Origin of the sequence: Bacillus halotolerans, from assembly GCF_004006435.1 — a bacterium.
Classification (GTDB): domain Bacteria; phylum Bacillota; class Bacilli; order Bacillales; family Bacillaceae; genus Bacillus; species Bacillus halotolerans.
Map to the genome: position 1 here is coordinate 1,720,024 of NZ_CP029364.1, position 20,243 is coordinate 1,740,266.

Genomic DNA, 20,243 nt, shown 5'->3' on the forward strand with positions numbered 1-20,243 from the left:
ATTTGATGAAAAATAGCGCAGGTTCCACTTTCTGTATTAGATATCCTTTTTCTATTTTCCTTCTTTTTTCAGCATACACAAAAAGGAGAAAGTGTATTTCTCCTTTTGCAAGTTTATTTTGGCAGAACCCATTTGTCTTTTAAGAAGCAGGCTCTGGCCAGTAAAAAGAAAATGGCGATGAGCACGACGATGGTTCCGCACGTGTATAGAATGGCAGCCGGACTTATCATCCCGAATAACAGCTGTTTAAATAAGGCGTGCAGGTTTAGGAATGGGATGAAAAAGTAGGATAGATCGATTTGATTCGGCGCCTTATTGAAGATGAAAAACATCGGGAATATAGGCAGAAAGACGACAAGAGACATATAGCTCTGCGCTTCTTTTACCGTGCCGGAAATGATGCTGATCATAAGCTCCATTGCGGCGATCAGCATTGCAGAAAGCACGATGATCAAGGCTGAAGCTCCGATAATGACCCATAAGTGATCTCCCAGCTGAAAGGCTGTTCTTAACTTTTCCGTAAATAAGACGGTGCACAGAATCAGAAAGATCAGTGACAATACGCCAGAGGCTATCCCGAAGGTAGAAACCGCAAGCCACTTGCCGACTAACACTTTGTTTCTGCTGACCGGGGTTAACAGCAGCGCTTCTATGGATTTCCGGTCCTTTTCTCCGGCAATAATATCAAGAGCGATCGGCATGGCACCGGAAACGATTGATGTTAAAAGCAGCATCGGAAGAATGGCGGAAAGCATGATTGCGGAAACGCCCTGCTCCTCATCTGCTTCTTTTTGCTGAACCGAAAACGGCTGGATCACCGAGTGGTCAATATGTTTACTCGTTAAACGTTCTTGCACAATTTCATTTTTGTACTGCTCTAAGGCAGATTGCACAAGCTGCATAGCATTTGATGAACCTTGATCGACCGAGCTGCCATAAACGTCAACCTCAAAAGATGTCATACTGGTGATATAAGAATCAAACTCTTTCGGGACGTTCAGATACACATCCGCTTTGCCGTCATCGACCGCCTGTTCAGGTTTTGCGAATGTCTTTACACTGATTTCGTCAATCGCATTCAGCTTATGTTCCAGCTCAGACGGCAGGGGCTGGCCGACAGCGATCGTGTACTGCTCCCCTTTGTCCGAAAGCATGCTTTCGTAGAAAAACACAAGGCCCAGCATCGTAATCATCGGAACCAAGATCGTCAGTAAAATTGTTTTTCTGTCCCGTAATGCATCGATCATCTCTTTTTTATAAATCTGTCCTACCATTTATGAAATCCCCCTGACCAGCTTAGACATAAAGATGTAGTTCAAATCGTCGCTGCGTTCGCTCTCGTATAGTGTTTCAAGTGCTCCTCTGTAAATGACCTCTCCGCTGTGCATCATAATGACACTGTCACAGAGCGCCTGTACCTCCTCCATAATGTGGCTGGAGAACAGGATGGTTTTGTGTTCTCTTTTCAGCTGCTGAATAAATTCACGGAAGATATTGCTTGACGTAATATCTAGTCCTGTCGTCGGCTCGTCAAATAAAATGATATCCGGATCGTGAATCAGCGCCCTGGCAATGGCGACTTTCTGCCTCATTCCTTTTGAAAACCCGCCCACTCTCCGGTCCATATAATCACGCATGCCGAACCGTTTTGATAAATCTTCAATTCTCGCTTTGATTTCGTGGCGGTTCAGCCCGTACAGCCGGCCAAAGTACTGTAAATTTTCTTTTGCAGTCATCCGGTCATAGAGTCCTGTTTCTCCCCCGAATAAGACGCCGATTCGTTTCTTGACCTCCGCCGGCTGCTTGGCCGTGTCAAAGCCGTCTACTGCGATCGTGCCCTGTGTCGGTTCAAGCAGGGTCGCGATCATTCTCAGCATCGTTGTTTTGCCGGCTCCGTTTTCTCCGAGAATGCCGACGACTTCTCCTTTTTGAATCGTTAAGCTTACATCACGCACAGCTTTGACTACTTTTTTCTTATCTGTAAACCTGCGGCTGCAATCCGTCAGTGTAATCATGTCACAATCTCCCTTTTCGTTATTTCTAGTAATGACTATATACGAAAAGCTGGATTTGTTGGATAAAGTTGTCGCGAAGAGTTCTTTTTATGTCGCGAAATGGGATAAAATAAAGATGATTCTATTTAACTAGGGGAATGATAATGGTAAAAGTCGGACTAGTCGATGATTATCGAGTAGATTTAGAGAAGCTGGAAGCAATCGTGTCCAGAATGCAGGATGTCGAAATTGTCTTTGCAACCGATTCGGCGGAGGAAGCTTACAGCCGGGTGAAGAACGGGGACATTGATCTTCTGCTTGCCGATATTGAGATGCCTCACATGTCAGGCTACGAGCTGGCGGATTTAATCAGATCTCATTCGCTGGATGTGGATGTGATTTTCGTCACCGGCAACAGCGGCTATGCGGTTCACGCATTTGATCTGAACGTCCACGACTATATTATGAAGCCGTACCACGCCGATCGTCTCAGCTCTTCCTTCGAACGTTATTTCAAAAAGAAAACGGAAACGAGCTTGAACGGGCGGATTTTGATTAAACAAAAATCTAAAATGCATGTGCTGCAAAAGAAGGATATCATTTTCGCCGAACGCACAGGACGGTCGACAACGATTGTGACAACAGCTGAAGAAGTGCAAACGTATCAAACATTAAACGATATTAAAGGCGATCTGCCGGAGAAGGATTTTCTTCGTTCGCACCGCTCCTTTATTATCAACATTCATTACATTAAGCATTTTTCCGCTTATACGAAGCATTCGTTTACGGTTTCGTTTGAGGGAACATCTAAAAAAGCGATGATTACCAAGCAGCAGCTTGATTATTTTCAAAACTATTATTTTTGAGGAGCGCAGGTTGTGATAACTCTGTTTCAATGTCTTTATTTGTTTTTATTCAGTTTCCTATTTTATCAGTCGGCTGCCATTCTATCGAACAGCACAGCCGTTTCTTGGCTCGCCGCTGCTTTAGGCGCGGCGGCAGCGGTTTTATACATATGGAAAACGAAGCCTATGCGGGATCGCTGTCCGCTTCAGCTCTATTCATGTATCGCCGTGATTCACATTCTGTCGGCGGCGTTTTTGCTGATCGCCCCCTCTGGATTGGCACTGCTGCTTGTGATTGTGATATTCGCAACGTGTGAATGGCTCCGCATCGGGCTGTGCCGCTCGCTGACAAAGCTTTTTGAACAAATCGATCGGCTGACTCAGGCTGAACAGCACGCCAATCGAATGCTGATGGATGTCAGGAGCCGGAATCACGATACAATGAAGCATATCACAGCGCTCAGCTCGGCGCAGTCAGAGCCGGACACACAAACATACATAAAACATTGGGCGGGCCAGTACAGTCAATATGACCGGTTTTTGAAAGGAGAGAGTGCGTACATCGCAGGGGTGCTGTATGACTTTCTGGAAAAAGCAAACGCTTCGAATGTGAACGTTTCACTGCATTTGCATACACCGCTTTCTTCCCTCCCTTTCTCTCCCGCTGATCAGGTCAGCCTGGCCGGCAACATATTAGAAAATGCGCTCGACAGCGCTGCAGAGGCCCCTGAGAAAGCGGAGATCAAGCTGGAGACAACACTGCGAAGCGGGCTTTATGTGCTGATTTGTGAAAATACGACACCCGGCATGGAACCGAAAGTGCTCGATACACTGTATCAGTCATTCGGCCATACGACGAAAAGCGGCACTCATGAAGGAATCGGCACTTATGTGATCCAAAAGCTGGTGAACCAAGCTTTTGGCAAGCTTGATTTCACATATCGCCACCCTGTCTTCCGTTTAGAAATCAAAATTCCGTTCCAAAAATAAAAAACCTTGAAAAGCTTGGCTTTTCAAGGTTTTTTGTTCGTCATTAAGATGTTAATGATTGTGCAAAGCGATCCGCTTCATCTTGAAGCGTGCTTTCAATTTCTTTGTAGCGGCTTGAAATCGTTGATGCGCTTACGCCGTATTTTTTCGCCAGTTTGGCTTGGGAAACGGTTGCGCCGTTAAGTGAGATTGCATTCACATAATATTCAACTGCCGCCGCAAAAGCTTCCGGCTTTCTGATGACAGGTGATTTTTTCTCGCAGAACGATTTCCAAATGTCAATGACTGCCGGAATCAGCTCATTCGGATATTCATCTCCGCTCATGCCTTTTTCGATCGCCGCCGCTGTTTCTTTCTCCATGTCGTTTGCCCACTCAACGCTGCTTTCTTGAACAGGCTCCGCTTGCTGCGGCTGTTCATCTTTTTCAGCTAACAGCGCGAAAAGTACGTTGTTGAACTCCTGCTTCATGAAGTCCTCCGGCGTTTTGCCGTTTTTCACTGCAGCATCCGCATATGTCTTCACCTTGCTGATCAGCTCTTCCGTTCTCTTCACTGGGAAGATTGTGAACTGCATGAAAAATTCCGCTTTTTCCGCTTCGTGAATCGGATAGCCGAGAATCAAGCTTCCCACTGGAGGGAGGTCTTGACTTGTGACGTCCATTTCCACGTCGAATTGTTTTTTCGTAATGACATCTTCAAAATGAATAACTGCTTCTTTCATATCCTTCAGCAGCAATAAAGCAGGCGTCATGCTCTTCCAAGATTCAACGATCTCACGTGTTTTCGGGCGGGTGATCGAATCGCCTTTTTTCTGAAGGTACTCTTCAAAGATCGTTTTGTCACCAGCGAGCGGGTGGAAGAAGATTCCCCAGATTCCTAAATTAAAAACACTGATGTCCTTTGTCTGCCTGTCCATAGTAGAAAGAAAATCATGCTGGTTGATAAAACCTGAAATGCTTTCTCTATGTACTGTGAAGGCATACTCCACTAAGTCTTCCTGAATTTGTTTTGCTTCTTTTGCCGCTAATTCTGTCGGGAAGTCGACAACTTTATTTCCGCAGCATTTTTTATATTTCTTACCGCTGCCGCATGGGCAAGGGGCATTTCTTTTCACTTTTCCCACAATAAACCCTCCGAATTCTGTTGTAACTTTTCTATTTTAACAAAAATAACTTCTGAGGGCTTGGTTTCGGGCTAAAAAAGAATTTGGTAATGTGACAGCCTGGTTCATTATGTAAATTTACCTATGACTTTTTCATCAACTTTTGTGATTTAAGACTTATAACCTATTCCCACTTTAGGCCCTTCTTTTTTACAATCGTTAGGTGTTTATCTAAAATTTTTAAGGAAGTGTTTATGTTGGAACTAGCTGGTTTTATGCTGCGTGCCTGCGCTCTTGTGCTTGACGTGATCATTGCGGCCGCAGTGATTTTAGCATCCGGATTTATGTTTGGCGACGGGTCCGCTGGCGTCATCGCTGTCGCCATATTGATGCTGCTTGTGTATCCTTTGCTGATGCCGCTGACAAATTGGAAGGGTACGCTGGGCAAAAAAATCATCGGGCTGCAAATCGTGAGAGATGAAACACACGAGAAAATCTCCCTCCCTCAGGCCATTGTCCGTTACCTGATAGCGTGGGTGCATGTGTTTTCCCGCCTGATCTATTTAACAGCCGCATTTACAAAGAAAAAACAAACCGTTCATGATATGGCTGCGAAAACAATTGTGCTGAAAGCAGAATAACCTTGAAGAATAGGATTCTTCAAGGTTATGTTTCTCATTAGTTCGTATTTTGTCCGCCGCCGTTCAGCCCTTCTTTAATCAGGCTGTTGACTTGGCTGCTGTACAGAAGGCCGATATGTCCGACACCGTTGATACGAACATTTTTTGCCCCTTCTAAATTAGACAGATAGTTCATAACAATCATGTCCGCCGAGCTGTAAATAGACGTATATAAAATCTTTTGATTTGGGTCCGTTCCCGGAAGCGCCTTGTTTGAAACGAGACGGTTCGCGCCGCCAAGCGTTACGACGTTTTCAATTTTATTACCGCCGTCCAGTTTTTTTATGTAATAAAGCGTGTTGGCGCCCCCCATGCTGTGAGCGACAATGTCCACTTTTTTCGCACCGGTTTCATCTAATACCTTTTGCACAAAACGTGATAATACTGGGCCGTTGTTTAGGTTATTGCCTGTCTTGTCCCAAAAATCTACAGCATACAGCTTGTCCCGTGACCAGCCTTGTGATGCCAAATACGTTTTAATACCGGCAAAGTTAAAAGAAGCTCCGCCAATTCCGTGAACCATCACCACCGGATTATGTTCAGCGGCTTTTGCTGACGGCTGCATCGCAAACATGGATGTAACTGACAGCGCAACAATTGTTACAAGTGCAATGATCTTACCTCTTAAAAGTTTCATATTTTCCTCCTTTTTTTGTAACAAATTCTTAAATTATATTACTTTGCCAAATTAATTAAGTAAAGGGTAAATTTGACTTATTTTTGAAGAATTTTTAAGGTTGAGAGAACATTTCAGCTGTTTATGATCCCGAAAATGCAAAAAAAGAAGGCTTTTTCGCCTTCTTCTCTTTAATATTCATTAAAATAGTCTTGGATTTTTTTAGGATCATCTGTTTTGGTGAGCGCGAGCATTAACAATATCCGGGCTTTTTGCGGATTTAAGGAGTTTGATGCCAAAAGGCCGTTTTTCACATAGTCGCCGTTCGGTGTGACGACACCATTTCCCGTACGGGTTGAGCGAACCACTGTGACGCCTTTTTTGACCGCACTGACTGCTCCTTTTTCGGCTGCGTCAGATAAAGATCCGTTGCCTGATCCTGCGAAGACTATGCCTTTTGCTCCGGCTTTCACAGCCGCATCAAACAGATAGCTTCCGTCATTTTGGTAGCCGTACAGAATGTCTACTTGCGGCAGTTTATCAAGGCCGGAAATCGAGAACTCGGTATCCTTTGTATGCTTGCGTGTCATTTCATTATGAAAATAAATGTCATCGGCAATCGTTCCGACGTATCCCATTTCTTCTGATTTAAAGGTGTCTGTTGCGGTTGTGTTGGTTTTTGTAACGTACCGTGCTGAAGCAATGCGGTCATTGAGAACGACGAGCGTCCCTTTCCCTTTTGCATCAGGTGCGCCTGCCACTTTAACTGCGTTATACAAGTTGGACGGGCCGTCAGCACTGATGGCTGTGGACGGCCTCATCGAACCGGCAACAACAACCGGTTTATCGCTTTTTACAATGAGGTTCAGAAAATAAGCCGTTTCTTCTAATGTATCTGTTCCGTGGGTCACGACAATACCGTCAACATCATCTGAAGAAAGCAGTTTGTTGACTCGTTTTCCGAGCTTCAGCAATGTTTTGTTATCAATGTTTGTGCTTCCGACGTTAACCACTTGCTCGCCGCTGACATTCGCAATGTCCTTCATCTCTGGCACCGCTTTGATCAGAGACTCAACACCGACGACACCTGCTTTGTATTCAGTTGTAGAGGTTTTTGATTTATCGGCTCCGGCAATCGTACCTCCTGTCGCCAATATTTTGATATTTGGAAGGTCATTTTTTTTTGAAGCAGCAGCTGAAGAAACTTTTTGTGTCTGCGTTTTTTCTTTTGGGGATTCTTTTGCTTCAGGAGATTGTGAGCATCCGGTAAAAGCAAGCAATAGTGCGGTAAAAAGGGTCAGTAAGAGGAATCGTTGTGTTTTCATGTTTTCTCTCCTTTTGTTTGGTAACGTCTTTACACCTTTTAATAATTGAATATTTCATTTATTCAGTCAAAATGTGCGTCAGGTTATCTCTCAGCTTTTTTATATGCTCATTTTATTTTCTTATTCGAGTTCCTTTATCTTGACATTCGATGGGTGAATCATGATAATAGACCAGTCACTATATTTTATGATCGCAATCAGTAAGGTGGGAATGTTATGAGCTATGGAGATTCTCGTGAGAAAATCCTTTCTGCAGCTACCCGGCTTTTTCAGCTGCAAGGGTATTACGGCACGGGACTGAACCAGATTATTAAAGAAAGCGGTGCACCTAAAGGCTCTCTTTACTACCACTTTCCCGGGGGTAAAGAACAGCTGGCAATTGAAGCCGTGAATGAAATGAAGGAATACATCCGCCAGAAAATCACAGACTGCATGGACGTGAGCACTGATCCCGCAGAAGGCATTCAAGCCTTTCTGAAGGAGCTCTCATGTCAATTCTCATGCACAGAGGACATTGAAGGCCTGCCCGTCGGCTTGCTTGCGGCAGAGACATCATTAAAAAGCGAGCCTTTGCGAAAAGCCTGTGATGAAGCCTACAAAGCGTGGTCCCTTGTGTTTGAGGAAAAATTGCAGCTGTCGGGTTACAGCGAGAGCCATGCCAAGGAATCAAGCATCATCATTAACGCGATGATTGAAGGCGGCATTCTTTTATCATTAACGGCAAAAGACAGCACACCGCTTCTTCATATCTCCAGCCGCATTCCCGCTCTGTTGAAGAAATAAAAAAAGAGACATACTACTACAAGCTGAGTGAATACATTCAGATGAACGAGAGGAGAAATAGATTTGGAAACAGCAGCTAAAGCATCTCAGCAATATAAAGTGATGCCAATTATGATATCTTTGCTGACGGCCGGTTTTATCGGTATGTTCAGTGAAACAGCGCTGAATATCGCGTTAACCGATCTTATGAAGGAATTGAACATTACAGCGGCAACCGTTCAATGGTTAACAACAGGCTATTTGCTTGTGCTCGGTATTCTTGTTCCTGTTTCAGGTCTGCTATTGCAATGGTTTACAACTAGACAGCTTTTTACTGTGTCACTGATTTTTTCAATCATAGGCACCTTGATTGCGGCGCTTGCGCCTAGCTTCTCATTTTTATTAGCGGCGAGAATCGTTCAGGCACTTGGAACAGGACTCTTATTACCGCTCATGTTTAATACGATTTTGGTGATTTTCCCGCCCCATAAACGGGGAGCGGCCATGGGAACAATCGGACTTGTCATTATGTTTGCGCCGGCAATCGGCCCTACATTTTCCGGGTTGGTTCTTGAGCACCTTAACTGGCACTGGATTTTCTGGATCTCTCTTCCGTTCCTTGTGCTTGCGCTCATTTTCGGTATCCTGTACATGCAAAATGTGTCTGACATCACAAAACCGAAAATTGATGTCCTGTCTATTATTTTGTCGACGATCGGCTTCGGCGGCATTGTGTTTGGATTCAGCAACGCGGGTGAAGGCTCTGGCGGATGGTCCAGCCCGACTGTGATCGTTTCACTTATTGTCGGTGTTATCGCCCTTATTCTATTTTCAATCCGTCAGCTGACGATGAAGCAGCCGATGATGAACCTGCGTGCATTCAGATACCCGATGTTTATTTTGGGCGTCATTATGGTCTTTATTTGCATGATGGTCATCCTGTCATCCATGCTGCTTCTGCCGATGTATCTGCAAGGCGGCTTAGTCTTAACAGCATTTGCCTCAGGACTTATTCTCTTGCCGGGCGGTATTTTAAACGGATTTATGTCACCTGTCACAGGCCGTCTGTTTGATAAATACGGACCGAAGTGGCTTGTTATTCCGGGATTTTTGATTGTGACTATTGTTCTGTGGCTCTTCTCAAATCTCACGACAGCTTCAACAGCAGTGCTGATTATCGTGCTGCATACGTGCTTGATGATTGGGATCTCCATGATTATGATGCCTGCTCAGACAAACGGTTTAAACCAGCTTCCGCGTGAGTTTTATCCGGACGGCACTGCCATTATGAACACACTTCAGCAAATGGCGGGCGCGATCGGGACAGCGGTTGCGGTCAGCATCATGGCTGCCGGTCAGCATGACTACATGAGCAGCGTAAAAAATCCAGCCGATCCGGCAGTCATTCCGCAAGCATTGACAGCTGGCGTTCAGCATGCATTTGTCTTTGCGATGATTGTTGCGATTATCGGTTTAATTGCCGCTTTCTTTTTGAAGCGAGTAAAGGTTGATCATCAATAAGAAAACCCCCTGATCTTGAGGTCAGGGGGTTTTTTATACCTATATCGGACAACACACTCAAGCAAGACGCGAGCGGCGCCGAAGGAGGTGAACATCTATTTTTAGGCGATCGCTTTTAACGCGTGGATAAAATCGCCGCCATTTCATCAATCACATAACGCAGTTCGCCCTTCGTATTATAAAAGTGAGGAGCGAGACGGATGACATTGTCCCGCGGAGCGCAAATCACGTTTTTCTTCTTTAGTAACGCCGCCGTTTCAGATGCCCGTTCATCCCGAATGGAAACCATGCCCGGCTGCTGTACCGATGGCGCCCCCGCAAGCTCCAGCCCTTTTTCAGCTGCATATTGAAACGCATCGGCACTCACTGCTTTTATATGATCGCGGATACGGGACATTCCGATATGATTCAGCAGCGATAAAGCCGCAGCCGCTGCATACACGCTTATAAAAGCAGGGGTTCCTGTTTGAAAACGCCTCGCGCCTTCTGCATAAGACGACGCCCCAAACCCGTTTTCCCGCCCGAACCAAGCAGATGCTTTGGGCTTCAGCTCGTTCGCCAGCTCTTTTCTCACATAAAGAAACGCCATGCCCGGTATGCCGAGCATATACTTTCTGGTGCCTGCCGCCAGCATATCTATGCCCCATTCTTTCACATCAATAGGAATATGCCCGGCAGATTGATATGCATCTACAAATACCATCGATCCCTTTCTCTTGGCGATGGCAGCGATGGCTTTTATATCCTGAATGCAGCCGTCACGATAATGAACGTGCGGAACACAGGTCAGCACCGTCTCTTCCGTGATATACCTTTCATATTGTTCGAGCGGCAGCTCATTGTCTATTGAAGGGATCACAGATACATTATAATCAGATTGTGCCTGCCAAATATGAGACACCGCCGGAAAATCCATCTCCGTGTATACAACATGTTTCTTTTTAACAGCAGACAAGGATGATGCCACGGAAATCATCGCATCAGAAACTGACGGCACAATCGCAATCTCATCCGGCTCAGCCCCTACCAGCCTCGCAAACTCGTTTCTGGCACTCTCTGTCTTTTCAATCGCTTCATTCCAGTTCGCCCCCCTATGCAGCAAGCTGTCATGATAATCTTGTATCGCCTTTGACACCGGCTCTGCCAACGCGCTCTGTGAGCAGCTGGCAAGCATGATGCGGCTCTGCACGGTTGGGAACAGATGTCGGTACTGCTGCGGCAAATGTTCCATTCTGATTCACTCCTTTTTATTATTTTGATGAAAAATCCAGAAATAAACAATAGAATAATAGAAAAAAGGAGATGGTTACCATGAGAAAAAAAGTGCTCTTCACAGGTTTTGACCCTTTTGATCAGGAAACTGTCAATCCATCGTGGGAAGCGGTGAAACGGCTGAATGGCTTTGAAACGGATCAGGTGATTATCGCTTCGGCACAAATTCCGACTGTGTTCAGAACCGCTCTCGACACTTTGCGGCAAGCGATTCATAAACATCAGCCGGACATCGTGATCTGCGTCGGGCAAGCCGGCGGCCGGATGCAGGTGACACCGGAACGGGTCGCGATCAATCTTGCAGACGCGCGTATCCCGGATAATGAGGTAAACCAGCCGATTGATGAGGAGATTTCTCCCGGCGGGCCTGCCGCTTACTGGACAGGGCTTCCGATTAAGCGCATCACATCTCAAATGAAGGAAAACGGCATTCCGGCGGCTGTTTCCTTTACGGCCGGCACATTTGTATGCAACTATCTGTTCTACGGGTTAATGGATCACATTCACCGTACGTCTCCGCACATTCACGGCGGGTTTATCCACATTCCGTACATTCCGGAACAAACAATCGACAAAACAGCGCCGAGCCTCAGCCTCGACATGATCGTCAAAGCATTGAGGATCGCCGCTGTTACGGCCGCACAATATGATCAGGATACGAAGTCACACGGCGGCGCGCTGCACTAAGCGGCGGCCGCTTCACTGGTCAGTCTCTTTTTGTATACAAACGCTGATAGTGTGACACTCACTTCGAACAGGACAAGCAGCGGAATCATCACGAGAAAATCAGAAATAAAGTCTGGCGGGGTAATCAATATGGACACCACGATCAGCAGAAAATAGGACAGCTTTCTCGCTTTGGCCAGCCGGTATGGATTTAAGATGCCTAACCTTGTCAAAAACATCACCACAAGGGGCATTTCAAACAGAAAACCGAACGGCAGGCTCAAATTCACCATAAACCTGAAATAGCGGTCAGCGGTGAACATCGTTTCAAAATGGCCGGCAGACAAATGTGTCAAAAAGCCGAGAACGATCGGAAACAACACAAAATATCCGAACGAGATGCCGGCCAAAAACAGGGCGAATAATCCCGGTATGTACATCAGTGTCACGTTGCGCTCCGTTTTTGTCAGCGCCGGCGCTACAAAACGCCAAAGCTGATAGGCGGCAACGGGGATGGAAGCGGCAATCGCACAAATGCCGGCAAGCATCATATATACCCAGAGAATTTCACTCGGTCCGAGAACAGCTAATTTTCCGTCAAAATCTCTGATCAGCCAATCATAAATGTCCTCCACAAACAAAAAAGCCGTAATTAAAAACAGAAGAAAAGCCGCAAGTGTGAAGATGATCCGACGGCGAAGCTCTTCTAAATGTCCGATCAGATGAGTTTCTTTTTTATCCATTCAAAAAAGCCCTCCCTTTCATGAGAAAAAGAGGCAGACCATGCGTCTGCCTCATCAGCACTCAGCCTGCGTTTTTGTCCTGCTTGACCGCTGACAGCTCAGCTGATTTTTCTTCTTTTTCATCACCAGACACAAGTGATTTTGTGGCGCTTTTGAATTCCAGCAGAGTCCGACCGGCGGCTCGCCCGATTTCCGGAAGCTTTGAAGGGCCAAAAATAATGAGGGCGATGACAAAGATCAGAATCAAGCCTGGTATTCCAATGTTTGAAAACATTATGTTTCACTCCTTAATGCGTAATTTTTGCCCGTTTTTTGATCATTTGTTTTTCATGGGCTTTGTTGTGCTCAAAGAAACGATCCTCTTCGACTTCATTGGATTGTTTCACTCCGCCTTGAACCATTGTCGAGGATACCTTTCTCAATCCGGTTTGGTCTTTTTGATAAACGAATGAAGCCCGTGTGGAAATGGCTGCTCCCGGCTCTGTCACAAATGGCATTACCCGATAATCAGCTTTCCACTGATGAGGCGTTACTGTACAGCGGACATATCCGCGGTAATCGTTAAAGAACTTAATATGTGGATTTTCCTTTAAAATTTGATCGGTATCCGCCCGCTTATCCGCTCCGTTTCCTCCGGATGTGATGGAGGTGCCGACAAATTCAGCCCCGAAAATTTTTGAGCTTGTTTTATTAAAATCGACATGCAGATTCGATGCCCAGCTTGCGTGTACATCTCCTGTCAGCACGACAACATTGTTTAAATTTTTGCTGTTAATGTAATTGACGACCCGTTCGCGCTGAGCCGGATAACCGTCCCATGAATCCATGCTGTAGATCGGGCTTGAGCTTGTCCCGAAATTCCACTTCGCAAAGAAGATTTGCTGTGCCAGCACATTCCAATATGCAGTCGAGCTGCTCAAATTGTTAAAAAGCCACTGCTCCTGTTCTTTTCCTAACAAAGTCCGATTCGGATTGAGCGATTCATCAGAAGGCGGCTTATTGCCGTCGTTATTGGCTTGGTCATCTCTGTACTGGCGTGTATCCAGTACATTAAATGATGCCAGATTTCCATACGTAAAGTGGCGGTACAGCTGCATATCCGGGCCATTCGGCAGAGAGGAGATGCGGAGCGGCATATGCTCATAATAAGCCTGATACGCCGCCGCACGGCGCAATACAAACGCGTCAACCGACTGCCCTTTTTCCGGGATTTTATTGGCATAGTTATTTTCAACTTCATGGTCATCCCATGTGACAACCCAAGGAAACGCCGCATGCGCCGCTTTTAAATTAGCGTCTGAACGGTATTGGGCATGGCGGTTTCGATAGTCCTGCAGCGTAATGATTTCTGCGCTGTTGTGCGTGCGGACATTGCCCGTTTTCGATACATATTCATTCGGCCCGTACTCATATATGTAATCACCGAGATGGAAGACAAGATCAAGCTTTTCCTTCGCCATATGCTTGTAGGCTGTATAATAGCCATGCTCATATTGCTGGCAGGAAGCGAAGGCAAAGGTCATTTTCGGCACATTGGCACCTGGGGCCGGCAGTGTTTTTGTTTTTCCGACAGGACTTAGCTCATGTCCGGTTTTGAATCGGTAGTAGTACACTTTGTTCGGCTCAAGCCCGTCCGCTTCCACGTGGACAGAATGGGCGAGGCTCGGTTTGGCCATTTCTGTGCCCTTTCTTACGATCTTGCGGAAGTGCTCATCCTTTGCCACTTCCCATTTGACAGGCACAACCTGGTTCGGCATCCCCCCGCCGTTCAGCGGATCTGGCGCCAAACGCGTCCAGAGCACGACGCTGTCAGAAAGCGGATCTCCTGAAGCGACGCCGAGCGTAAACGGATAACTAGAGAACTTAGGCGCAGCATTTACTTCAAATGCTCCGACTGACTGAGCAATGGTTAACCCAAGAGAAAGCCCCGCAATTTTTCCAGCCCCCTGAATAAATTTGCGGCGGTCAAACGTATTATTCTGAAAGCTTTCGTCTTTCAATTTCTGTACCCATTCGTCAAAACGACTGTCATTTGCCATTCCAGATCCCCTCTCTTCTCATTGATCGCTTTCATTATAGGAAACCATTGTTAATTAGCTGTGAAGAAGTGTGAAGGGATTGTAAGCACTGAACATGGGAAACAGGACTTCATTCACAGCCCTTTCGCCGAAACATGCCGACAGCTGGCAAAACGGCGTGTTTTCTGCATATCCTGTCGTTTGCAAGCCGCCCTTTTTACCCATTTTTCTTCACATGATCTTAAAAAAACAAAAACACCGAGCGATTTTGCAAAATCACTCAGTGTTCGGAAAAGCTGTCTGTTATTTAGAAAACAATCTGCTGAAAAAGCCCTTCTTTTCCGGTTTTGCAGCTTCAGGCTCTTGTTCTATTAAAATTCCTTTTTCCTTCACTTCTTGCAGCCAAAATGGAAATTCAGTAAGCAACGCATCATAAAGCTCATCATCAGAGATGCGTTCAATGTCTTCGATATGCAGGAAGTTTGCGTTATCAACAACACGCCCTTCTAGCGTATCCAGTTTATTAAGAAAATCGAAGTTGCCGTTTCCGATGCCGACAAACTGCCAAAACACCGGTTTATCAGAGGCAGCTTCAATAATAGGTTTGATGGATTTTTTACACCCTCCATCATTAATAAAAACGATAAAAGCGGGATATGAACTCGGTTCTTCCACAACATATTTATGTAACACATCTTTTATGACCGGCGGCTCATCATTTCTCCCGAATTTATGCAAGAGTTCATTATTCAAAATTTCGCGATCAACATAGCCTGAAAAATCGATTTCATTGACTGGCTTTAACCGGGAGAATTCATTATCATAAACCCATACATCAAGCAGGCCGTTATCATCAAACTGATCAGCCACAGCCAAAATCCGCTCCACCACTTTTTGAACCGTTCCGTTTTTATACAGCGTTCTCATTGAACCGGTAATATCCAGCACCAGCCCGACACGAGCCGTCACCTTGGTTAACTGCTTTTTCTCCAGTACGATTTTTACGCTCTTCTTTTGCAGGTCAATTGTCGCCATTTTGTCATCTCCTGTAGTTCTTTTATCCGATTATCTCACAGAAATATTTACCATTGGTATAACTTTTTAAAGAAAAAACACCGTTCAGATGTGAACGGCGTCTCCCCTTAAAATGTGTTATATACATTTTCACATGTTTCGCCCGTCGGCTGATAAAAACAATGTGATTTGAATCTGGCTACAAACGGCTGGTTATACCAGGTCGGCGGGCAGTTTCCTCCCGGCTTGAAATACCACAAGCTGAATTTTGCCGGCCAGAACCTCTCCCCGTTTATCGTCCGGCGTGCCAAGGCCCGCTCGCTTTCCCGCGGTCTTTGATAAAAGTATCCATGGGTCACCGCTTCAAACGCATGCGGCTGAAAAATCATCTGCCTGATGGTGCGGAGGCCTTTAAAATCAGAGCAATTGGCCCTCAGCCGATTAATCCCAACATTTCCGACAAGCAGCATCCCCTGCTTTCCTTCACCTTCCGCTTCCGCTCTGAGCAGCCGTGCCATCAAGTTGACATCAGCGCTTGTTGCTCTCACAACCGCCATCACGTCACCTCCCCTTTTTCTCCTTTCATCATATTGCAATACCCAAAGAGTGATGACGGAGAGACAGGAGAAGTTTTAAAATTTATTCTCCCGGTGCTGTCACAAACCATAAAGATCGGTAATTGCAGAAGAAAAATGGACATCTGGCCGTCAAGGAAATCTCCGGTAAAATCCCGGATTCCACGGGCATGGCAGCTGCCGCTTCATCCCCTGATTCATAACAGTTCTTCAGCCTTTTTCCACCTGTAGCCGAAAACGCTTTGTAAAGAACACAAAGTAATGTTTAACTTTCCGTATTTGAGGAATCATACATAACAAATCAGATAAAAGAAGGAGGAACCTTATCATGACACATGTGAAAGCGCTCGCGATTAAAGGTATTATGACGATTATTGTTTTGTATTTGGTGCTGGGTCTTGGCTTTGGTTTCACGTTTGGTGATACGCTGCTGATGACGGTTGTGTTAGGGGTCATTTCTTATTTGCTTGGGGACCTTTATGTATTGCCCCGATGGAACAATATGATCGCCACTTTGGCTGATTTCGGTTTGGCATTTCTCGTGATTTGGCTGATGGGCATGCCGCTTTCTATGGGAATGACTGGCGGAGAAATTGCGCTGGCGGCTCTATTTGGAGCAATCGCCATGGCCATCGGTGAATATTGCTTCCATTTCTATATGATGAGCAAAGAAATTGGCAAAAAGCATTATCTTGAAACAAGAACAGATTCATAATCAAAAGGCCGGTGCTGACAGCATCGGCCTTCTATCATAAAGCATCTTCCCGGTCTATGTTTCGGACAGACCAAATCGCTATCAAGATGCCGATCGCACCTAAAGAAAGCGGAATGTAGATAATCGTTGCCAGCGATAACTCGGGGCTTTGCTGGCTGATCAGTATCGTCAATATAACCGATGAAATGATAGCAGCCGGAACAGAGCGTTTCCTCATCCCAAAATATAAAGGAATAAAACTCAAGCACGCAGCCGAAGCGGCATATATCGCCATACTGCCGACCTCTTGCCCGATAGTCTGGACTGATAACATCGCAGGTGTAAGTTGATAATATTGATTGATTTGCGCAAAGATGAATGAAAGCGCAATTTCAGACACCATAATGGTGATAAACGTCAGTCCGCCTGTAATCAGCAGCTTGGCAGCAATCAGTTTTTTCCGGCTGATGGGATATGTAAACATGACGGTAATCGTTTTATTTTTGTACTCGCTAATAATCAATTTGGCAATCAGCACACTGGCGAAAACAACAAATACAGATCTTACAAACGTTCCAAGCAAAAATAGCGTGGATGCCGCATCAGTCATCACCTCCGGCTGCGGGAGTTTTTTTTCTTCTGATGCGATCAAGCATATAAATCCGAGAATACATAGATTTGCAATAACGGCGCCTCTGTAATACCAGCCTAATTTCATTTTTTTTAATTCAAGTTTCATTAAATTCAACATGTTGTTTCAACTCCGTATTTAAGCATCTTGCCGGTCTGCTTTCCTGACTGCCATGTATGAAAAAAACAAACCGACAGCAGCTAGAGATAATGGAATATATACAATGGAAGAAATGGACAGGCCCGGGCTTGTTGAACTCATCAGCATGACGATCACGACAGATGAAATGATGGTTGCCGAGACAGAGTGCTTACGCATCCCAAAAAAGATGGGAACTAAACTGGTGCCAGCGGCGCCAAAAGCGAAAACCGCCATTTTTACCGAATGCTGAGAAATGACATCGGCGCTCAATTCTCCCGGAATGACATGGTAGATCGAATTCAGCATATAGAAAGCGGCTGCTACGAACGCATTTGAGACTAAAATAGTGATAAACGTCAGCCCGCCTGAGATGCTAAGCTTAGCAGCAAGCAGTTTTTTCCGGCTGATCGGGTACGTAAACATCACTTGAATCGTTTTGTTTTTATATTCCGATATGACTAATTTGGCGATCAGTACAGCGCCAAAAACGATAAACACCGCTCTGACAAAAGTGCCAATGACGAGAAATGCATCATCCATGCTTTGGAACGATTCAGTGCCCTCCGCTTTTTCTATGTAACTGACCAACCACATAAAGCCAAGGATAATCAGGTTAGCAATGATAACTCCTCTCACATACCATCCCATCTTCATTTTCCTTAATTCGATTCTGATCAAATTCAGCAACGGTCTCGCCTCCTCTACGCACTGATGTGATTGCCGTTGATCAAGCTGATGAAGTAGTCCTCCAGTGAAGTATACTTTTTATTCATTGATTCAATGTCTACATCATTTAAAATAAGCGCTTTTGATATGGCACCCTGTGATCGTTGAGCATCATAAATCCGAATGGTTTTATCATTTAAGATTTTAAAGTTGGCAATGTGAAGTTCTTTCTCAAGCACAAAGCAGGCTTTTGTCTGATTCGATGTAACGAGTTCGATGTATTCTGTGTTTTGTCCCCTTACATCTTCCATCGACACCTCTTCCAGCAGCCTGCCGTCACGAATGACGCCGATTGTGTCCGCAATTTGTTCGATTTCACTCAGCATATGGCTGGAGATCAGCAGTGTCATTCCATACTCTTTGCTTAATACTTGAAATAAGTTTCTGATCTTTTTAATGCCGACAGGATCAAGGCCGTTTACCGGCTCATCCAATATAAGCAGATCAGGTTTGGTGAGGATGGCGCGCGCTATGCCGAGGCGCTGCTTCATTCCAAGCGAAAATGTTTTGACGGGTTTCTTGTCGATCTGTTTTAAATTCACCATATCGAGCACTTCTTGAATGGCTTTTTTATTGTGGTATCCCATGTATGCACAATGCAGCTCTAAATTTTCGATAGCCGTCAGATTTTCATAGAAAATTGGATATTCAATCATGCTGCCGATCTTGCCAAGCACCTCATATGACGTATGAGTGAGATTGTTTCCGAGGATATTGATTTCACCGCTTGTCGGTTTTACAAGACTTGTCAGCATTTTCATGATGGTTGTTTTCCCTGCTCCGTTCGGGCCGAGAAAGCCGTAAATTTCACCTTTTTTGATATGCATGCTGACATCTGATACGACTTCTTTGCCTTGAAACGTTTTGGTCAGTCCGTTTGTTTGTACGATGTAAGTCAACGTTGTTGCTCCTTTCCTCTTTTTCCTGTTTTCTATTGTAGCGGCGGGCCCTGTCATTTTTATTTCTTCATTCTTAAGAAATTCTTACGATTGTTAATAGGTCATTCGTTTTAATGTAATCGTAAACGCTGTCCGTTCATACGGCTTGCTTTGAAGAGAGATGGAGCCCCCCATTTTTTCCACAAGCCTTTTCGTGATCGTCAAACCGAGACCGCTCCCTTGGAATGCTTTGTTTCTTGATTCTTCAAGTGTGTACAGCCTCTCAAATACCCGCTGCTGGTCTGTTTCACTGATTCCTTTTCCGCGGTCCCATACGGAGATGGCAATGCTTGTCTCATCATAAGAAAGTGATAATCCGATAAACTTGCCAACCGCGCCATATTGAATCGCATTGGATAATAAATTTTGCAGGATACGGTCCAGCGCCTCTTCATTTGCATGCGCGTATACCGGTGTATCCGGAATATCAATCTCCGCGTTAAAACCTTTTGCCTGAACGGCATCATAGTAATGCAGGATATTTCGTTTGCATACTTCGTTGATATGTATTTTTGTGATCGGGATTTGTTTGTCTTCAGATTCCAATTTGGCTAAATCAAAAAAAGAGTGGATCATTTGGATGAGTTCATTTGTTTTTTGGTGCAGCTTCTCAAGCAGTCTTTCCCGCTCGCTGTCCGGCATATCCCGGTCACTTTGGATGGCTTCGATATAACCGAGAATGACCGTCAGAGGTGTTTTGAGATCGTGTGACATATTGGTCAGCATCCGTCTCATGGATTGCTCTGTTTTTGCAAACCGGGCGTTGATATGCTGATGGTCCTCAGCGAGCAGATTGATGTTGACGAGCAGGTCCCTGAGCGCACGGTCATCTGTATGAAGTAAAACCTGATCGGCCGATTCGTTGTCAAGCATGGCGCTAAGCTTTTCTGCCGTATACGTCAAATTCCTGTCCCGGTTCTTTTTCATCATATATTGAATGACATTCAGACACGCCAAAGCGATGATAGCAGCAATCGTTAATACTGCCAT

The 20,243-nt window shown here is 45.2% G+C and carries 23 protein-coding genes and 1 pseudogene; 8 read left to right on the forward strand and 16 right to left on the reverse strand.

All coding sequences use genetic code 11. The features are described 5' to 3' along the window. Positions 1-113: 113 nt before the first annotated feature. Both DIC78_RS08620 and natA read right to left on the reverse strand, forming a co-directional pair. Positions 114-1,274: an ABC transporter permease gene (locus tag DIC78_RS08620; RefSeq protein ID WP_106021206.1), complete on the reverse strand. Its 1,161-nt coding sequence runs from the start codon at positions 1,272-1,274 to the stop codon at positions 114-116. Continuing rightward, the gene (gene natA, locus DIC78_RS08625; RefSeq protein WP_059292022.1) at positions 1,275-2,015 is read right to left on the reverse strand and encodes a sodium ABC transporter ATP-binding protein NatA; all 741 of its coding nucleotides are present in this window, start codon (positions 2,013-2,015) and stop codon (positions 1,275-1,277) included. It lies immediately after the preceding gene. Between the two features lie 143 nt (positions 2,016-2,158). Between natA and natR the strand changes: the two genes are divergently transcribed. Both natR and DIC78_RS08635 read left to right on the forward strand, forming a co-directional pair. Continuing rightward, positions 2,159-2,860, forward strand: a complete 702-nt coding sequence (gene natR, locus DIC78_RS08630) for a two-component system response regulator NatR (RefSeq protein WP_024120110.1) — start codon at positions 2,159-2,161, stop codon at positions 2,858-2,860. 12 nt (positions 2,861-2,872) lie between these two features. Then, the gene (locus DIC78_RS08635; protein ID WP_106021204.1) at positions 2,873-3,829 is read left to right on the forward strand and encodes a two-component system sensor histidine kinase NatK; all 957 of its coding nucleotides are present in this window, start codon (positions 2,873-2,875) and stop codon (positions 3,827-3,829) included. A 43-nt stretch (positions 3,830-3,872) separates the two neighbouring features. Here DIC78_RS08635 and DIC78_RS08640 read toward each other — a convergent pair whose 3' ends face one another. Further along, positions 3,873-4,952, reverse strand: a complete 1,080-nt coding sequence (locus DIC78_RS08640) for a helix-turn-helix domain-containing protein (protein WP_127696065.1) — start codon at positions 4,950-4,952, stop codon at positions 3,873-3,875. 236 nt (positions 4,953-5,188) lie between these two features. On the opposite strand from DIC78_RS08640, the gene DIC78_RS08645 reads away from it, so the two are divergent. Beyond that, entirely contained in the window at positions 5,189-5,572 is a 384-nt protein-coding gene (locus DIC78_RS08645) for an RDD family protein (RefSeq protein WP_095714510.1), read from the forward strand. A 37-nt stretch (positions 5,573-5,609) separates the two neighbouring features. Here the strand turns inward: DIC78_RS08645 and DIC78_RS08650 are convergent, their stop codons facing one another. Next, positions 5,610-6,248 carry a lipase EstA gene (locus tag DIC78_RS08650; RefSeq protein WP_095714483.1) on the reverse strand — a complete coding sequence of 213 codons (639 nt, stop codon included), beginning with the start codon at positions 6,246-6,248 and terminating at the stop codon, positions 5,610-5,612. A 170-nt stretch (positions 6,249-6,418) separates the two neighbouring features. Beyond that, on the reverse strand, positions 6,419-7,552 hold the full coding sequence (locus DIC78_RS08655) for a type II asparaginase (protein ID WP_127696067.1): 1,134 nt from the start codon (positions 7,550-7,552) through the stop codon (positions 6,419-6,421). Between the two features lie 216 nt (positions 7,553-7,768). Between DIC78_RS08655 and lmrA the strand changes: the two genes are divergently transcribed. Next, entirely contained in the window at positions 7,769-8,335 is a 567-nt protein-coding gene (gene lmrA / locus DIC78_RS08660; protein WP_024120104.1) for a transcriptional regulator LmrA, read from the forward strand. A gap of 57 nt (positions 8,336-8,392) precedes the next feature. Then, positions 8,393-9,835, forward strand: coding sequence for a lincomycin efflux MFS transporter Lmr(B) (gene lmr(B) / locus DIC78_RS08665; RefSeq protein WP_063623076.1), 1,443 nt, complete (start codon positions 8,393-8,395; stop codon positions 9,833-9,835). Positions 9,836-9,950: 115 nt separating this feature from the next. On the opposite strand, the gene DIC78_RS08670 is transcribed toward lmr(B), so the two are convergent. After that, entirely contained in the window at positions 9,951-11,066 is a 1,116-nt protein-coding gene (locus DIC78_RS08670; protein WP_127696069.1) for an aminotransferase class V-fold PLP-dependent enzyme, read from the reverse strand. Positions 11,067-11,146: 80 nt separating this feature from the next. Between DIC78_RS08670 and pcp the strand changes: the two genes are divergently transcribed. After that, entirely contained in the window at positions 11,147-11,794 is a 648-nt protein-coding gene (gene pcp / locus DIC78_RS08675) for a pyroglutamyl-peptidase I (protein WP_127696071.1), read from the forward strand. Here pcp and tatC read toward each other — a convergent pair. The 6 genes from tatC to DIC78_RS08705 form a co-directional block, all read right to left on the reverse strand. After that, positions 11,791-12,516: a twin-arginine translocase subunit TatC gene (tatC, locus tag DIC78_RS08680; RefSeq protein WP_024120100.1), complete on the reverse strand. Its 726-nt coding sequence runs from the start codon at positions 12,514-12,516 to the stop codon at positions 11,791-11,793. The two genes, pcp and tatC, sit on opposite strands and share 4 nt — an antisense overlap. Before the next feature lie 61 nt (positions 12,517-12,577). Beyond that, on the reverse strand, positions 12,578-12,790 hold the full coding sequence (gene tatAD / locus DIC78_RS08685; protein ID WP_010332899.1) for a sec-independent protein translocase protein TatAD: 213 nt from the start codon (positions 12,788-12,790) through the stop codon (positions 12,578-12,580). A 13-nt stretch (positions 12,791-12,803) separates the two neighbouring features. Beyond that, positions 12,804-14,555 carry an alkaline phosphatase PhoD gene (gene phoD / locus DIC78_RS08690; protein ID WP_127696073.1) on the reverse strand — a complete coding sequence of 584 codons (1,752 nt, stop codon included), beginning with the start codon at positions 14,553-14,555 and terminating at the stop codon, positions 12,804-12,806. Positions 14,556-14,609: 54 nt separating this feature from the next. After that, positions 14,610-14,759, reverse strand: coding sequence for a hypothetical protein (locus tag DIC78_RS08695; protein ID WP_049809871.1), 150 nt, complete (start codon positions 14,757-14,759; stop codon positions 14,610-14,612). Positions 14,760-14,837: 78 nt separating this feature from the next. Then, a complete protein-coding gene (locus DIC78_RS08700; protein WP_101860208.1) occupies positions 14,838-15,569 on the reverse strand; it encodes a vWA domain-containing protein in 732 nt (243 codons plus the stop codon). Between the two features lie 107 nt (positions 15,570-15,676). Beyond that, positions 15,677-16,105 carry a cell wall hydrolase gene (locus DIC78_RS08705; RefSeq protein WP_024120097.1) on the reverse strand — a complete coding sequence of 143 codons (429 nt, stop codon included), beginning with the start codon at positions 16,103-16,105 and terminating at the stop codon, positions 15,677-15,679. Between the two features lie 346 nt (positions 16,106-16,451). Between DIC78_RS08705 and DIC78_RS08710 the strand changes: the two genes are divergently transcribed. Beyond that, entirely contained in the window at positions 16,452-16,838 is a 387-nt protein-coding gene (locus tag DIC78_RS08710) for a YndM family protein (RefSeq protein ID WP_010332895.1), read from the forward strand. Next, a pseudogene (locus tag DIC78_RS21805) lies at positions 16,810-16,872 on the forward strand (hypothetical protein); the annotation flags it as partial. The gene DIC78_RS08710 and the pseudogene DIC78_RS21805, both read left to right, overlap by 29 nt. Here DIC78_RS21805 and DIC78_RS08715 read toward each other — a convergent pair. The 4 genes from DIC78_RS08715 to DIC78_RS08730 form a co-directional block, all read right to left on the reverse strand. Beyond that, positions 16,873-17,568 (reverse strand): ABC transporter permease, encoded by a 696-nt coding sequence (locus tag DIC78_RS08715; RefSeq protein WP_095714487.1) that lies wholly within the window; start codon positions 17,566-17,568, stop codon positions 16,873-16,875. Positions 17,569-17,586: 18 nt separating this feature from the next. Next, a complete protein-coding gene (locus tag DIC78_RS08720) occupies positions 17,587-18,273 on the reverse strand; it encodes an ABC transporter permease (protein WP_081638227.1) in 687 nt (228 codons plus the stop codon). A 17-nt stretch (positions 18,274-18,290) separates the two neighbouring features. After that, positions 18,291-19,214, reverse strand: coding sequence for an ABC transporter ATP-binding protein (locus tag DIC78_RS08725; RefSeq protein ID WP_095714488.1), 924 nt, complete (start codon positions 19,212-19,214; stop codon positions 18,291-18,293). A 93-nt stretch (positions 19,215-19,307) separates the two neighbouring features. Then, positions 19,308-20,243, reverse strand: a complete 936-nt coding sequence (locus DIC78_RS08730) for a HAMP domain-containing histidine kinase (protein ID WP_044162082.1) — start codon at positions 20,241-20,243, stop codon at positions 19,308-19,310.

Bases quoted from the DNA above. Each gene is read 5' to 3' on its own strand.
- DIC78_RS08620 (WP_106021206.1), bottom strand. From the start codon at position 1,274: ATGGTAGGACAGATTTATAAAAAAGAGATGATCGATGCATTACGGGAC.
- natA (WP_059292022.1), bottom strand. From the start codon at position 2,015: ATGATTACACTGACGGATTGCAGCCGCAGGTTTACAGATAAGAAAAAA.
- natR (WP_024120110.1), top strand. From the start codon at position 2,159: ATGGTAAAAGTCGGACTAGTCGATGATTATCGAGTAGATTTAGAGAAG.
- DIC78_RS08650 (WP_095714483.1), bottom strand. From the start codon at position 6,248: ATGAAACTTTTAAGAGGTAAGATCATTGCACTTGTAACAATTGTTGCG.
- DIC78_RS08655 (WP_127696067.1), bottom strand. From the start codon at position 7,552: ATGAAAACACAACGATTCCTCTTACTGACCCTTTTTACCGCACTATTG.
- lmrA (WP_024120104.1), top strand. From the start codon at position 7,769: ATGAGCTATGGAGATTCTCGTGAGAAAATCCTTTCTGCAGCTACCCGG.
- DIC78_RS08670 (WP_127696069.1), bottom strand. From the start codon at position 11,066: ATGGAACATTTGCCGCAGCAGTACCGACATCTGTTCCCAACCGTGCAG.
- pcp (WP_127696071.1), top strand. From the start codon at position 11,147: ATGAGAAAAAAAGTGCTCTTCACAGGTTTTGACCCTTTTGATCAGGAA.
- tatC (WP_024120100.1), bottom strand. From the start codon at position 12,516: ATGGATAAAAAAGAAACTCATCTGATCGGACATTTAGAAGAGCTTCGC.
- tatAD (WP_010332899.1), bottom strand. From the start codon at position 12,790: ATGTTTTCAAACATTGGAATACCAGGCTTGATTCTGATCTTTGTCATC.
- phoD (WP_127696073.1), bottom strand. From the start codon at position 14,555: ATGGCAAATGACAGTCGTTTTGACGAATGGGTACAGAAATTGAAAGAC.
- DIC78_RS08695 (WP_049809871.1), bottom strand. From the start codon at position 14,759: ATGGGTAAAAAGGGCGGCTTGCAAACGACAGGATATGCAGAAAACACG.
- DIC78_RS08700 (WP_101860208.1), bottom strand. From the start codon at position 15,569: ATGGCGACAATTGACCTGCAAAAGAAGAGCGTAAAAATCGTACTGGAG.
- DIC78_RS08705 (WP_024120097.1), bottom strand. From the start codon at position 16,105: ATGGCGGTTGTGAGAGCAACAAGCGCTGATGTCAACTTGATGGCACGG.
- DIC78_RS08710 (WP_010332895.1), top strand. From the start codon at position 16,452: ATGACACATGTGAAAGCGCTCGCGATTAAAGGTATTATGACGATTATT.
- DIC78_RS08715 (WP_095714487.1), bottom strand. From the start codon at position 17,568: ATGTTGAATTTAATGAAACTTGAATTAAAAAAAATGAAATTAGGCTGG.
- DIC78_RS08730 (WP_044162082.1), bottom strand. From the start codon at position 20,243: ATGGCAGTATTAACGATTGCTGCTATCATCGCTTTGGCGTGTCTGAAT.